Raw genomic sequence first — 13,207 nt, 5'->3', positions numbered from 1 at the left:
CAAAATTTAAAGGAAATAAAATGCCTGCTATTCGTGTTAAAGAGAATGAACCATTTGAAGTTGCCATGCGTCGTTTCAAACGTGCCGTAGAAAAAACCGGTCTGTTGACCGAACTGCGCGCCCGTGAAGCGTACGAAAAACCAACTACTGAACGCAAACGCAAAAAAGCTGCTGCAGCCAAACGTCTGCAAAAACGTCTGCGCAGCCAACAACTGCCTCCTAAAATGTACTAATTACAGGCCTGCCCTGTGATAAACGACACACCGCAAGGGCAGCTTTGCGGTGTGTTTTGTTTTTCAGACGGCACCTTTTTATTGATATAAAGTGAGCACATTATGAGCCTAAAAACACAATTAACCGAAGACATGAAAACCGCCATGCGTGCCAAAGACCAAGTGTCTTTAAGCACCATCCGCCTGATTAATGCCGCCATCAAACAATTTGAAGTAGATGAGCGCACTGAAGCCGATGACGCAAAAGTCATCTCTATCCTGACCAAAATGGTAAAACAGCGCAAAGACAGCGCCAAAATCTACACCGAAGCCGGCCGTCAAGATTTGGCTGACAAAGAAAACGCGGAAATCGAAATCCTCAATCGCTACCTGCCGCAAATGATGTCCGCAGAAGAAATCAAGACTGTCGTTGAAGCAGTCATTGCAGAAACCGGTGCATCAGGTATGGCAGATATGGGCAAAGTCATGGGCGTATTGAAGACCCGCCTGGCCGGCAAAGCCGACATGGGCGAAGTCAACAAGGTTTTGAAAACCGCATTGACTGCTTAATCCTCAATAATCAAAAAGGCCGTCTGAAATATTATTTTCAGACGGCCTTTCTTATTGTGCCAATCAAGCAGCAGTTACTTTACCTTCATGACGCAACAAAGTAATCAAATCGCTGATACGTTTTTTCATGGAACGGCGATCGACGATTTGGTCGATTGCCCCCTTCTCCAACAAGAATTCTGCACGTTGGAAACCTTCCGGCAAGGTTTCACGTACAGTCTGCTCAATAACGCGCGGACCGGCAAAACCAATCAGCGCATTCGGTTCTGCCAAAACCACATCACCCAAGAAGGCAAAGCTGGCAGACACGCCGCCCATGGTCGGGTCAGTCAATACGGAAATAAACGGCAGACGTTTTTCAGTCAGCAAATGCAAAGCCGCGCTGGTCTTCGTCATCTGCATCAAAGAGTTAATCCCTTCCTGCATACGCGCACCACCGGAAGCCGCCACGCAAATAAACGAACAATTATCTGCAACAGCACAGCGTACACCCTGCACAAAACGCTCGCCCACTACCGAACCCATAGAGCCGCCAATAAAGCGGAATTCAAAAGCAGCCACCACGACAGGCAGGCCGTTCATGGTGCCTTTCATAACAACCAATGCATCGTCTTCGCCGGTTGCTTTACGCGCAGCCGCGAGGCGGTCAGGATATTTTTTGCTGTCTTTGAATTTCAGCGGGTCGGTCGGTTTAATATTGGCTGCAATCTCTTCACGGCCTTCTTCATCCAAAAGTAGATTCAAACGTTCGCGCGCAGAAAGCGGATTGTGATGATTACATTTTGGGCAGACTTCGCTGTTTTGTTTCAACTCGGTTGAGTAAACCGTTGCCGAACAAGACGGACATTTGTGCCACAGGCCTTCAGGGACGCTGGACGAACTGCTTCGGTTTTTAATTTTCGGAGGAAGAATTTTATCTAGCCAGCTCATGAATGACTCCTTGGAATTCAGAATTCAGACGGCCTGTTGAATGTAAGGCCGTCTGAAATAATGGAATAAAAAATATTAGCGAATCGCGTCTTTCAACTCTTTAACCAACACGCCTACCGCTTCGGCCTCGCTACCTGCGTGGCTTTCAATCTCTTTGACGATACGGCTGCCGATAATAACGGCATCCGCTACCGCACCAATCTTACGCGCACTCTCCGCATTATTGATGCCGAAGCCGACACCAATCGGAATATCGATGTATTTGCGCAAAAGCTCTATTTTACGCGAAACTTCTTCAGTATCCAAACTTGCCGCACCGGTCACGCCTTTGAGCGATACATAATACACAAAACCGCCGGCTACTTTGGCAATCGTTTGAATACGCTCCTCAGTCGTTGTTGGCGCAATAAGGAAAATACAATCAATACCTTGCGCTTTCAATGAGTCATGCAGCGGGGTAATGGTTTCTACCGGAGAATCCACAGTCAATACGCCATCCACGCCCGCGTCGGCAGCCGCTTGCGCAAACGCCTGATAGCCCATTTTATGTACAGGGTTCAAATAGCCCATCAAGACAACCGGCGTTTTATCATTGGTTTGACGGAACAAGCGTACTGTTTCCAATACGTCGTGCAAAGAAACATGATTTGCCAACGCCCTTTCAGCCGCACGTTGAATAGTCGGGCCATCCGCCATCGGGTCAGAAAACGGCACACCCAGTTCCAAAATATCAGCACCATTAGCCACCAGGCTATGCATCAATGCCAAGGTTGTCTCAAGGTTGGGATCACCCACTGTAATATAAGGAATCAGTGCTTTTGCGCCATTGAGCACTGAGAAAGTTTGTTGGATTCTGCTCATTTTCTGCTATCCATTTCATCGATTTGAATGTTGTCCGGCAGCCTGTTTATTCTGCCGTTACATTTGTTTTAAAAACCTCAGTCTGCCATGAAAAAGCGGCATTTATCCGCATTATCTAATGACTGTTTCTTCCCAATCGGCAAACAAGAGGCTAAGTATAACATTTACGGCTATTTCATAGAATCATTTGCAATCAAGATTCTGATATTTTGAAAGCAATATAAAACAATAAAGGCCGTCTGAAAATCATTCAAACAGCCTTTATTAGAATCAATTATGCAAATCTTTGTATGCTTTCGCACTTTTGATCAGAGTTTCCCTATCGATTACAGCTCAACATGATGGTTTTGTTGTTCAGAACCTAGATGACGCTCCAAATCAGACAAAATTTGCGTCAGACCATGACGGACTTCTTCCGCATTGGCGGCAGGATTGCCGTTTGCATCCAAAGCGCCACGGCTGAACGTATCGATATACGGTTCAAACGTATCTTTCAGTTTCAACAACTTAACAACATCTGAGCGCGTATATCGATCGCCACCGTATCCAATCACAACATTATTTTCATGTTGCCATTGGGCAAACTGAGCCGGACTGATTTGCACCAATTGGCACATTTCATCCAACGTAAAATAACGCTTGGCAGGAATAACCGGATTATTGTTGTTTGTCATAGTAATGCTCCACCATGCCTTTGAGTTTTTGGCTGGCATGGAAAGTTACCACACGGCGTGCGGTAATCGGCACTTCTTCGCCTGTTTTAGGGTTACGGCCAGGGCGTTGAGGTTTGTCGCGCAATTGGAAATTGCCGAAACCGGAAATTTTAATTTCTTCACCACGCGCCAAAGTGCTGCGGATTTCTTCAAAAAAGAGCTCGACGATTTCTTTGGCATCATTCTTGGTGACGTTGCTGACTTTGTCGACCAAAATATCAGCCAATTCTGCTTTAGTTAGTGTCATGTGTTTACCTTCATTCAAACTGGTGCAATTATTACCAAAATTCTTTTAAAAATCAAGTCCTCACCAAAAAATCAAATATTATTAGTGATTTTTAGCGACAACTTTTATCTTATTTTAAGCGCGAAGCTGTGCGTCTTTTTCGGCTGCCGCTTTAATCATTTTCGCAACCAAAGGCTCGATGACCTCATCTGTCAACGTGTTTTCCATATCTTGCAAAATGATTTTGACGGCAACGCTCTTCATGCCTTCAGGCACGCCCGTACCGCGGTAAACGTCAAACACACTGATTTCTTGAACCAGCTTGTTCGCCGCCGCTTTCAGGACATTTAACAAATCATCATGCGTCACAGCTTCAGGCATTACAAATGCCAAATCTCGGCGTGCAGGTTGGAACTTGGATACGGATTGATAACGGGTTTTCTCACGACCCAATACCGCATCCATATCGATTTCAAATACCAGCGGCGCTTGTGGCAAATCATATTTTTGCAGCCATTTCGGATGCAACTCGCCAACAAAACCAACTACTCGGCCGTCTGAAACAATATTAGCAGCACGTCCAGGATGCAATGCCGGATGTTCGGTCTTAACAAAGGATACTTCCTTGCTTTTCAAAAGGCTCTCAACATCAGCTTTCATATCGTAGAAATCCACGTTGCGTGTTTTCTCGCCCCATTGCTCAGGCAGCACGGAGCCATACCACAAACCGCCGATACGTTCGTTTTGAACAAATTGATCAGCCGAATCTTTGCTGAACACGCGGGCAATCTCAAACACGCGTACTCGGTTTTGCTTGCGGTTCAAATTGTTTTGCAAAACTTCCACCAAACCGCCGATAAGCGTAGAACGCATGACGGCATACTGCGCCGCCAACGGATTTTGCAGGCGGATAGGATTGGTATTGGCAGCAAAGTCTTGCTCCCATTGCTCATCCACAAACGCATAGCTGACCACTTCGCGGTAACCGCGAGCCGCCATTTCATTATAAACCGCAAAACGCGGACGTTTGGTTTCAGGCAAAGCCAACATTTTCAGACGGCCTGAAGTATAGTCGTCGGGAATATTTTCATAACCGTAAACGCGGCCGATTTCTTCAATCAAATCGGCTTCGATTTCGATGTCGAAACGGAAGCTAGGAGAAGTGACACGGAAGCCTTCTGCAGTTTTCTCAGGCTTCAAACCCAAGTGTTGCAAGATAATTTCGACTTGATCGGCAGGGACTTCAACGCCCAATACCGTTTTCAGACGGCCTAAACGCAATTCGACCTGTTTTGCCTCGGGCAATTTGCCTTGTGCTTCAACCATTTCACCGGCTGCGCCACCACAAATCTGCAACACCAATTCGGTAGCACGCTCAATGGCATCAGCTTGCAAGCGGCAATCCACACCACGCTCAAAACGGAAAGAAGAATCCGAACCAAAACCGTATTGACGGGATTTACCTGCAATAATCTCCGGGGCAAACCAAGCAGCTTCCAACACAATATTTTGCGTCTCATCAGAAACCGCGCTTGCCTCGCCGCCCATCAAGCCGGCCAAGCTCAACGCACCTTTTTCATCAGCGACCACCAGTGTATTGTCCGCCAAAGTAACCGTCTTCTCATTCAGACACGCCAAAGTCTCACCATTTTGAGCACGGCGGACAATCAAGCTGCCTGACAGCTTGTCAGCATCGAAAACATGCATAGGCTGACCGATTTCCAGCATCACATAGTTGCCAATGTCCACCAATGCGGAAATGCTGCGGATACCGCTGCGTTCCAAACGTTGTTTCATCCAATCGGGTGTAGCCGCTTTCGCATTGACATTTTCAATAATGCGGCTGATAAAACGACCGCAATCGGCCGGTGTATCAATACGGACAGCCTGTTTTTTCTCACTGTCGATAGAGGCCGTCTGAATTTCAACAGGCGTAAACGCACATTGAGTCAACGCAGAAACCTCACGCGCAATACCCTTAACACTCAAGCAATCAGCGCGGTTAGGCGTAATTTTCAATGTAAACAGCGTATCGTCCAAATCCAAGTATTCACGGATATTGGTACCGACAGGCGCATCTTCAGGCAGAATGTGCAGGCCGTCTACACCGTCATCAGGCAAACCCAGTTCATTGGTCGAACACAGCATACCGTTTGATGGCACACCACGCATTTTAGTCGGCTTAATTTTGAAATTGCCCGGCAAAACGGCACCTGGCAACGAACACGGCACTTTAATGCCCGGCTTGACATTCGGCGCACCACAAACAATCTGAACCAACTCGCCCGTACCGGCATCAACTTGGGTAACGTTCAAACGGTCTGCATCAGGGTGTTTTTCAACGGATTTTACTTCGGCAACAACCACGCCACTGAAAGCAGGGGCAGCAGTATCGATTTCTTCCACTTCCAAACCGGCCATGGTCAAAAGATGTTCCAGTTTATCGGCAGAAAGATCAGGATTGGCTTGGGTTCTCAGCCATGAATAAGGAAATTGCATATTATTTTCTCTACTATCAGGCCGTCTGAAACAAATTTTTATCAGACGAAATCAGTAATATCTATTCACTTTTCAGACGGACTATCAAAAGACCATCTGAAATTTATTTAAACTGCTTCAAAAAGTTCAAATCGTTATCGAAGAATAAACGCAAGTCATTGACGTTGTAGCGCAACATGGCAAAGCGGTCGAGACCGATACCGAAAGCGAAACCGGTATATTTTTCAGGGTCGATATCGACGTTTTTCAACACGTTAGGATGTACCATACCGCAACCGCCGACTTCCAACCATTTGCCGTTTTCGCCCATGATGTCGATTTCGGCAGAAGGCTCGGTGAACGGGAAGAAAGACGGACGGAAACGTACTTGCAGGTCATCGCGTTCAAAGAAGCGACGGATAAAGTCAGTGAACACTGCTTTCAAGTCGGCAAAAGTCACACCCTCTTCTACCCACAAACCTTCGGCCTGATGGAACATAGGCGAGTGAGTGGCATCACTGTCCACGCGGTAAACGCGGCCGGGAGCAATAATGCGGATAGGTGGCTCTTTTTTGTCGAGCATATAGCGGATTTGAATAGGCGAAGTGTGTGTGCGCAAAACGTCGCCATTTTCAACATAGAAAGTATCTTGCATCGCACGCGCTGGGTGATTTGCAGGAATATTCAAGGCTTGGAAATTATGGAAATCGTCTTCGATTTCAGGGCCGTCCGCCACTTCAAAACCCATACCGTGAAACAGCTCAACCACACGTTGCAAAGTCAAAGTAACTGGATGCAAACCGCCATGTTCTTGTGCACGGCCCGGCAAAGTAATATCCAAGGCCTCTGCAGCCAATTGAGCTTGCAGCTTGGCTTCATTCAGGGCATCGCGTTTGCTATTAAATGCCGTCTGAAACTGATTTTTACATTCGTTGATGTGCGCGCCTATGGTTTTACGCTCTTCAGGAGACATTTGACCCAAAGTTTTCAAAAGTCCGGTCAATTCGCCGGTTTTACCAAGATAGCGTGCTTTAATTTGTTCTAAGGCATTGAAGTCTTGCGCGGCTTCAATAGCGGCAATACCTTCTGCAACGATACGGTTTACATTTTCCATGGTGGTTTATCGTCTGTTTGTTGATGGCAGGCCGTCTGAAACAACAAAGCCGTCTGTTGGATTTGATTGCAAACCCGTTCAGACGGCCTTTTGTCTTACTGCGGCCAATCCGTTTGATAAGAGAGGCCTATTTTATCGCAAATTAGTATAAAAAAATAGAGTTTAAAGAAAGAAAATCAACTACATAGGATTTCTTTAAGAAAAGAAAAAAGGAAGCATACGCTTCCTTTTTAAATAATCTTATCGAATTAAGCAGCCAAAGCAGCTTTAGCTTTTTCAACCAATTGTGCAAATGCAGCTTTGTCGAATACAGCCAAATCAGCCAATACTTTGCGGTCGATTTCGATAGCAGCGCGTTTCAGGCCGTTCATGAATTTGCTGTAAGACAGACCATTTTCACGGGCACCTGCGTTGATACGAACGATCCACAGTTGACGGAATTGACGTTTGCGTTGGCGACGGTCACGGTATGCGTATTGACCGGCTTTCATTACCGCTTGTTTGGCAACACGGTAAACGTTTTTACGACGACCGCGGTAGCCTTTGGCTAACGCGAAGACTTTTTGGTGACGAGCACGAGCGGTAACACCGCGTTTTACGCGTGGCATATTCTAAACTCCTTAAGCGTAGGGCAACATTTTAGCAACAGAAGCCAAATCGCGTGAATCCACCATAGCGGTGCCGCGCAATTGACGTTTAGTTTTAGTGGTTTTTTTGGTCAGGATGTGACTTTTGAACGCATGACCGCGTTTTACACCACCGTTACCCAGTACTTTAAAGCGTTTTTTCGCGCTAGACTTGGTTTTCATTTTAGGCATTGGAAAACTCCATTCGTTATTAGATAAGGTATAAGGGGTTTTGAAATAAAATTTCAAACACTTGGAACCCAAAATACCACGGTTTTTGCCGCTAATTAAACCTTATTCCGAGCGGCAATCGAAATAAGCCTTGCATTATAGCTTTATTTCTTCTTAGGCGCAATCATCATCACCATTTGGCGGCCTTCCATTTTAGGGAAGGACTCGATTTGTGCCACTTCAGCCAACTCTTCTTTTACGCGTTCAAGCAGTTGGGCGCCCAATTGTTGGTGGGCCATCTCACGACCGCGGAAACGCAATGTCACTTTGACTTTGTCACCATCGGCAAGGAAGCGGTTGATGTTGCGCATCTTGATTTGATAGTCGCCTTCATCAGTACCCGGACGGAATTTAATTTCCTTGATTTGTACCTGCTTTTGGTTTTTCTTGGCTTCGTCGCGCTTCTTGGCTTGTTGGTATTTGTATTTACCGTAATCCATCAGTTTGCATACGGGCGGTTTGGCAGTCGGGGAAATTTCTACCAAATCGACATCTTGCTCTTCGGCCATAGCCAGAGCTTCACGAACTGAAACGACACCAAGCTGATCGCCTGACTCACTGATTAATCGCACTTCTTTGGCGGTAATTTCACCATTGATTCGTGCTTCGCGTTCTTGAGCGATGATGAATACTCCTATAAAAATTAATGATTGACGAGGGCGTCAGTGATTTCTTGCTGCAATTGCGCAATAAAATCATCGACATTCAAAGAACCCAAGTCTTCTGCTTTGCGGCGTACCGCAACTTTGTTTTCTTGTTTCTCTTTATCGCCGACAACGATTTGATAAGGGAAACGGTATTGGCTGTTGTCACGGATTTTGTAACCGATTTTTTCGTTACGCAAATCCAATTCGACACGGAAGCCTGCAGCCTGCAATTTGGCAGCCACTTCGCGACAATAATCTGTTTGGTTCTCGGTGATATTCATAATCACCATTTGAACCGGCGCAAGCCACAATGGGAATGAGCCTGCATGGTTTTCAATCAGAATACCGATGAAGCGCTCCAATGAACCCAAAATAGCACGGTGCAACATTACAGGACGCGCACGGTCGTTGTTTTCAGTTACATATTCGGCATTCAAACGCTCCGGCAATACGAAGTCCAACTGCAGGGTACCACACTGCCAAGAACGACCCAAAGCATCTTTAACATGATACTCAATCTTAGGACCGTAGAATGCGCCTTCGCCAGGCAGCTCTTCCCACTCTACGCCGCAAGCGGTCAATGCATCACGCAGACCTTGTTCGGCTTTATCCCAAACTTCGTCAGAACCTGCACGTTGTTCAGGGCGGAGTGACAGCTTCACGGCAACATCATGGAAGCCGAATTGTTTGTAAATGCGAACCAGCAATTCATTGAATGCGCGTGCTTCATCAACGATTTGATCTTCGGTACAGAAGATATGCGCATCATCTTGCACAAAACCGCGAACACGCATCAGACCATGTAACGCACCGCTTGGTTCATTACGATGGCAAGAACCAAACTCAGCCAAACGCATTGGTAAATCGCGATATGAGCGCAGGCCGTTATTAAAAATTTGTACATGACCCGGACAGTTCATCGGCTTAACCGCGTATTCGCGTTTTTCCGAACTGGTCACAAACATATTGTCTTTATAGTTTTCCCAGTGGCCAGATTTTCCCCAGAAGGTTTTATCCATAATCTGAGGCGTTTTCACCTCTTTATAACCGGCAGCATTCAACTCTTTGCGCATATGCTGCTCAATCACCTGCCACAAAGCCCAGCCTTTAGGATGCCAGAACACCATACCCGGCGCTTCATCTTGCAGGTGGAACAAATCCAATTGTTTACCCAGCTTACGGTGGTCGCGTTTTTCTGCTTCCTCGATGCGTTGGATATAGGCTTTCAATTCGTCTTTACTTGCCCAAGCCGTACCGTAAATACGTTGCAACATTTCATTATTGCTGTCGCCGCGCCAGTATGCGCCTGCCAGTTTGGTCAGCTTGAAGTTTTTCAAGAAACGGGTATTGGGAACGTGAGGACCGCGGCACATATCGACGTATTCCTGATGATGATACATACCCATTGCTTCCACTTCAGGCATGTCTTCAATCAGACGCAATTTGTACTCTTCGCCGCGATCTTGGAAAATTTTGATGGTTTCTGCACGGGGCGTCATCACTTTAATGACGTCATAGTCTTGTGCAATCAACTCTTTCATGCGCGCTTCGATGGCGGCCACATCATCAGGCGTAAATGGTTTTTCAGTTGCGATATCGTAATAGAATCCGTCTTCAATGACCGGGCCGATAACCATTTTGGCATCAGGGTAGAGCTGCTTGACCGCATGACCGACCAAGTGCGCGCAGGAGTGGCGGATAATTTCCACACCTTCTTTGTCTTTAGGCGTAATGATTTGAACGTGGGCATCTTCGGTAATCGGATCGCAAGCATCCACCAATTTACCGTTAACCTTGCCCGCTACCGTTGCCTTTGCCAGACCTGCACCGATAGACGCTGCAATTTGCGCCACGGTAACGGGTGATTCATATTGGCGGACCGAACCGTCCGGCAAGGTAATGTTCAACATCAGAAAGCTCCAAAACATTAAAAAATAACGGCATAAAGCCGTTATGGAAATTTGGTAGGCACAATTGGACTCGAACCAACGACCCCCACCATGTCAAGGTGGTGCTCTAACCAACTGAGCTATGTGCCTTCATCTAAGGCGCTTATTGTAACGAAGCGTGTTCCCTTTTGCAAGCATCTGTAAATACTTTTCAGACGGCCTAGATAATTTTGTTTGATTTATGCCTCATTGTTTTATTTCTTCTATTATTCAGACCGTCTGAAGCATTGTTTTAGAGAAGATAAAATCCAGCCGTCAACCAGCGAAAAATCCTTTATAATCTGCCCTTTCATTTCGCACACACGCGAACATCCAATCTCTTATTATTATGCTCAAATTTACCTTACACAAAAAAGACGGTCATGCCCGACGCGGTACTTTGGAACTGAACCACGGCAAAATCGAAACGCCTGTATTTATGCCGGTCGGCACATATGGTTCGGTCAAAGCGATGAACCCGCAAAACCTGCATGACATCAAAGCACAAATCATCTTAGGCAACACTTACCATCTGTGGCTGCGCCCCGGTTTGGAAGTCATCGAACAATTCGGCGGCCTGCACGAATTTATCGGTTGGGATAAGCCGATTTTGACCGACTCAGGCGGCTTCCAAGTATTCTCGTTGTCCGACATGCGCAAGCTGACCGAAGAAGGCTGTACCTTCCAAAGCCCGATCAACGGCGACAAACTGTTCCTCTCGCCCGAAGTGTCGATGAAAATCCAAACTGTGTTGAATTCCGACATTGTGATGCAGTTAGACGAATGTACCCCTGGAGAAGCAACGCACAGCCAAGCGCAAAAATCGCTGCAAATGAGCCTGCGCTGGGCGGAACGAAGCAAAAAGGCTTTTGAAGACCTGAAAAACCCAAATGCGCTGTTTGGCATTGTACAAGGCGCGATGTATGAAGATTTGCGTGAAGAATCGCTGAAAGGTTTGGAAGAGCTCGACTTCCCCGGCTTGGCCATCGGCGGCTTGTCCGTTGGCGAACCTAAGCCCGAAATGTACCGCATGTTGCGCGCCGTCGGCCCTATCCTGCCGGAACACAAGCCACATTATTTGATGGGCGTCGGCACGCCTGAAGACTTGGTGTACGGCGTGGCACACGGCGTGGATATGTTCGACTGCGTCATGCCTACCCGCAATGCGCGTAACGGCTGGCTGTTTACCCGTTTTGGCGATTTGAAAATCAAAAACGCCAAACACAAACTCGACAAGCGTCCGATTGATGAAAGCTGCACCTGCTACGCCTGTCAGAATTTCAGCCGCTCCTACCTGCACCATCTGCACCGTGTCGGCGAAATCTTGGGCGCACAGCTCAACACCATCCACAATCTGCACTTCTACCAAGTCATCATGGCAGAAATGCGCGAAGCCATCGAACAAGGCAAATTTGCCGATTGGCAGGCGCAATTCCATGAAAACCGCGCCCGCGGTGTGGATTAATCCTTTAAAAGGTCGTCTGAAATCAGGTTTTAATTCAAACTGCTTTTCAGACGGCCTCAATATTCTTAATTAATAAAGCACAATCATGTCCCGTTTCCATACCGAACCTCCCTTAGCCTACACCGCACAAAACCGCACCGCCGTCCTGCTGCTCAACCTCGGCACGCCTGACGCGCCGACGGCTGCCGCAGTCAAGCCTTACTTGAAAGAATTTCTGTCCGATCAACGCGTTGTCGAACTGCCTAAACTTTTATGGCAACCGATATTGCGCGGCTTGGTATTGACTTTTCGCCCGAAAAAAAGCGCGCATGCCTATGAAAAAGTTTGGTTTAAAGAAGGTTCGCCGCTTGAGGTTTACACACACCGCCAAGCAGAAGCCCTAGCCAAACATTTGCCCGATGTCATCGTCCGTCATGCCATGACTTACGGCAATCCAAGCGTTGCCGATGTTTTGGCGGAACTCAAAGCCCAAGGCGTGGGCAAATTGCTGGTCATCCCGCTCTATCCGCAATATGCCGGCTCTTCTACTGGCGCGGCTTTGGATAAAGTGTTTCAAGAGTTATTGCTGCAACGCAACCAAATGAGCGTCCGCACTGTCTCCCGTTATTACGACGATGCCGCCTATATTCAAGCCATGAAGCAGCATATTGAAGCCTATTGGGCCCAAAACGGACGCGGTGAAAAACTGATGTTGAGTTTCCACGGTATTCCGCAAAAGCATCACGACGACGGCGACCCCTATCCTGACGAGTGCCACCATACTGCCAAACTGCTGGCGCAGGCATTGGGCTTGTCCGAACAAGAATACATCGTTTCTTTCCAAAGCCAGTTTGGCAAATCCCAATGGGTCAAGCCCAGCACGCAAGCCCTGTTTGATCAGCTACCGAAACAAGGCACAACCAAACTCGACGTATTCTGCCCCGGCTTCCTGGCCGACTGCCTCGAAACCATGGAAGAAATCGCCATTATGGGACGCGAACAATTCCACGCCGCAGGCGGCAAAGAATACCGTTACATCCCCTGCCTCAACGATTCCGCCGACTGGATTGCCGCACTTGCACAATTAAGTCGAGCCAATCTGCAAGGCTGGATTTGACTTAAACCAAAGGCCGTCTGAAAAATCCACTTTCAGACGGCCTTTAGCGTTATCATCAAGCTATTAAAACGCAAACCAAGCGTGTGGCCATCAAAAATACCACTCAAAAA

General features: G+C 47.2%; 14 protein-coding genes and 1 tRNA gene. 4 read left to right on the top strand and 11 right to left on the bottom strand.

The features are described 5' to 3' along the window. Positions 1-20: 20 nt before the first annotated feature. Together rpsU and ACTHTG_RS03500 are read left to right on the top strand one after the other, a co-directional pair. Positions 21-233, top strand: a complete 213-nt coding sequence (gene rpsU, locus ACTHTG_RS03505) for a 30S ribosomal protein S21 (RefSeq protein WP_003680926.1) — start codon at positions 21-23, stop codon at positions 231-233. Between the two features lie 102 nt (positions 234-335). Then, on the top strand, positions 336-782 hold the full coding sequence (locus tag ACTHTG_RS03500; protein ID WP_004519479.1) for a GatB/YqeY domain-containing protein: 447 nt from the start codon (positions 336-338) through the stop codon (positions 780-782). A gap of 63 nt (positions 783-845) precedes the next feature. Here ACTHTG_RS03500 and accD read toward each other — a convergent pair whose 3' ends face one another. The 11 genes from accD to ACTHTG_RS03445 form a co-directional block, all read right to left on the bottom strand. Beyond that, positions 846-1,712: an acetyl-CoA carboxylase, carboxyltransferase subunit beta gene (gene accD / locus ACTHTG_RS03495; protein WP_039862013.1), complete on the bottom strand. Its 867-nt coding sequence runs from the start codon at positions 1,710-1,712 to the stop codon at positions 846-848. A gap of 75 nt (positions 1,713-1,787) precedes the next feature. Then, positions 1,788-2,573 carry a tryptophan synthase subunit alpha gene (gene trpA / locus ACTHTG_RS03490; RefSeq protein ID WP_004519477.1) on the bottom strand — a complete coding sequence of 262 codons (786 nt, stop codon included), beginning with the start codon at positions 2,571-2,573 and terminating at the stop codon, positions 1,788-1,790. 326 nt (positions 2,574-2,899) lie between these two features. Beyond that, positions 2,900-3,247, bottom strand: a complete 348-nt coding sequence (locus ACTHTG_RS03485; RefSeq protein WP_004519475.1) for a hypothetical protein — start codon at positions 3,245-3,247, stop codon at positions 2,900-2,902. After that, the gene (locus ACTHTG_RS03480) at positions 3,231-3,533 is read right to left on the bottom strand and encodes an integration host factor subunit alpha (RefSeq protein ID WP_003680933.1); all 303 of its coding nucleotides are present in this window, start codon (positions 3,531-3,533) and stop codon (positions 3,231-3,233) included. Before ACTHTG_RS03480 ends, ACTHTG_RS03485 begins: the two co-directional genes overlap by 17 nt. Positions 3,534-3,647: 114 nt before the next feature. Beyond that, positions 3,648-6,011, bottom strand: a complete 2,364-nt coding sequence (gene pheT / locus ACTHTG_RS03475; protein ID WP_049335526.1) for a phenylalanine--tRNA ligase subunit beta — start codon at positions 6,009-6,011, stop codon at positions 3,648-3,650. A gap of 103 nt (positions 6,012-6,114) precedes the next feature. Next, complete coding sequence (gene pheS, locus ACTHTG_RS03470; RefSeq protein ID WP_049335524.1) at positions 6,115-7,104, bottom strand: phenylalanine--tRNA ligase subunit alpha; 990 nt, start codon at positions 7,102-7,104, stop codon at positions 6,115-6,117. Positions 7,105-7,352: 248 nt separating this feature from the next. Continuing rightward, positions 7,353-7,712 carry a 50S ribosomal protein L20 gene (rplT, locus tag ACTHTG_RS03465; RefSeq protein ID WP_003675502.1) on the bottom strand — a complete coding sequence of 120 codons (360 nt, stop codon included), beginning with the start codon at positions 7,710-7,712 and terminating at the stop codon, positions 7,353-7,355. A gap of 12 nt (positions 7,713-7,724) precedes the next feature. Next, entirely contained in the window at positions 7,725-7,922 is a 198-nt protein-coding gene (gene rpmI, locus ACTHTG_RS03460) for a 50S ribosomal protein L35 (protein WP_003675505.1), read from the bottom strand. 143 nt (positions 7,923-8,065) lie between these two features. Next, positions 8,066-8,587 carry a translation initiation factor IF-3 gene (infC, locus tag ACTHTG_RS03455; protein WP_079453677.1) on the bottom strand — a complete coding sequence of 174 codons (522 nt, stop codon included), beginning with the start codon at positions 8,585-8,587 and terminating at the stop codon, positions 8,066-8,068. Positions 8,588-8,604: 17 nt separating this feature from the next. Continuing rightward, positions 8,605-10,518, bottom strand: a complete 1,914-nt coding sequence (thrS, locus tag ACTHTG_RS03450) for a threonine--tRNA ligase (protein WP_049335607.1) — start codon at positions 10,516-10,518, stop codon at positions 8,605-8,607. Between the two features lie 52 nt (positions 10,519-10,570). Beyond that, positions 10,571-10,647 (bottom strand) — tRNA-Val (locus tag ACTHTG_RS03445). 238 nt (positions 10,648-10,885) lie between these two features. Here ACTHTG_RS03445 and tgt point away from each other — a divergent pair. Together tgt and hemH are read left to right on the top strand one after the other, a co-directional pair. Further along, positions 10,886-12,001, top strand: coding sequence for a tRNA guanosine(34) transglycosylase Tgt (tgt, locus tag ACTHTG_RS03440; RefSeq protein ID WP_003745960.1), 1,116 nt, complete (start codon positions 10,886-10,888; stop codon positions 11,999-12,001). Between the two features lie 85 nt (positions 12,002-12,086). Next, a complete protein-coding gene (hemH, locus tag ACTHTG_RS03435; protein WP_049335522.1) occupies positions 12,087-13,097 on the top strand; it encodes a ferrochelatase in 1,011 nt (336 codons plus the stop codon). Positions 13,098-13,207: the final 110 nt, after the last annotated feature.

The sequence above is a fragment of the Neisseria sp. P0017.S009 genome, from assembly GCF_051957375.1.
Lineage (GTDB): Bacteria > Pseudomonadota > Gammaproteobacteria > Burkholderiales > Neisseriaceae > Neisseria > Neisseria perflava.
The sequence above is the reverse complement of the archived record's forward strand: the minus strand, read 5'-3'. Positions and strand labels throughout refer to the sequence as shown.

Coding starts and splice junctions, on each gene's coding strand:
- rpsU (WP_003680926.1), top strand. CDS start 21: ATGCCTGCTATTCGTGTTAAAGAGAATGAACCATTTGAAGTTGCCATG.
- ACTHTG_RS03500 (WP_004519479.1), top strand. CDS start 336: ATGAGCCTAAAAACACAATTAACCGAAGACATGAAAACCGCCATGCGT.
- accD (WP_039862013.1), bottom strand. CDS start 1,712: ATGAGCTGGCTAGATAAAATTCTTCCTCCGAAAATTAAAAACCGAAGC.
- trpA (WP_004519477.1), bottom strand. CDS start 2,573: ATGAGCAGAATCCAACAAACTTTCTCAGTGCTCAATGGCGCAAAAGCA.
- ACTHTG_RS03485 (WP_004519475.1), bottom strand. CDS start 3,247: ATGACAAACAACAATAATCCGGTTATTCCTGCCAAGCGTTATTTTACG.
- ACTHTG_RS03480 (WP_003680933.1), bottom strand. CDS start 3,533: ATGACACTAACTAAAGCAGAATTGGCTGATATTTTGGTCGACAAAGTC.
- pheT (WP_049335526.1), bottom strand. CDS start 6,011: ATGCAATTTCCTTATTCATGGCTGAGAACCCAAGCCAATCCTGATCTT.
- pheS (WP_049335524.1), bottom strand. CDS start 7,104: ATGGAAAATGTAAACCGTATCGTTGCAGAAGGTATTGCCGCTATTGAA.
- rplT (WP_003675502.1), bottom strand. CDS start 7,712: ATGCCACGCGTAAAACGCGGTGTTACCGCTCGTGCTCGTCACCAAAAA.
- rpmI (WP_003675505.1), bottom strand. CDS start 7,922: ATGCCTAAAATGAAAACCAAGTCTAGCGCGAAAAAACGCTTTAAAGTA.
- thrS (WP_049335607.1), bottom strand. CDS start 10,518: ATGTTGAACATTACCTTGCCGGACGGTTCGGTCCGCCAATATGAATCA.
- tgt (WP_003745960.1), top strand. CDS start 10,886: ATGCTCAAATTTACCTTACACAAAAAAGACGGTCATGCCCGACGCGGT.
- hemH (WP_049335522.1), top strand. CDS start 12,087: ATGTCCCGTTTCCATACCGAACCTCCCTTAGCCTACACCGCACAAAAC.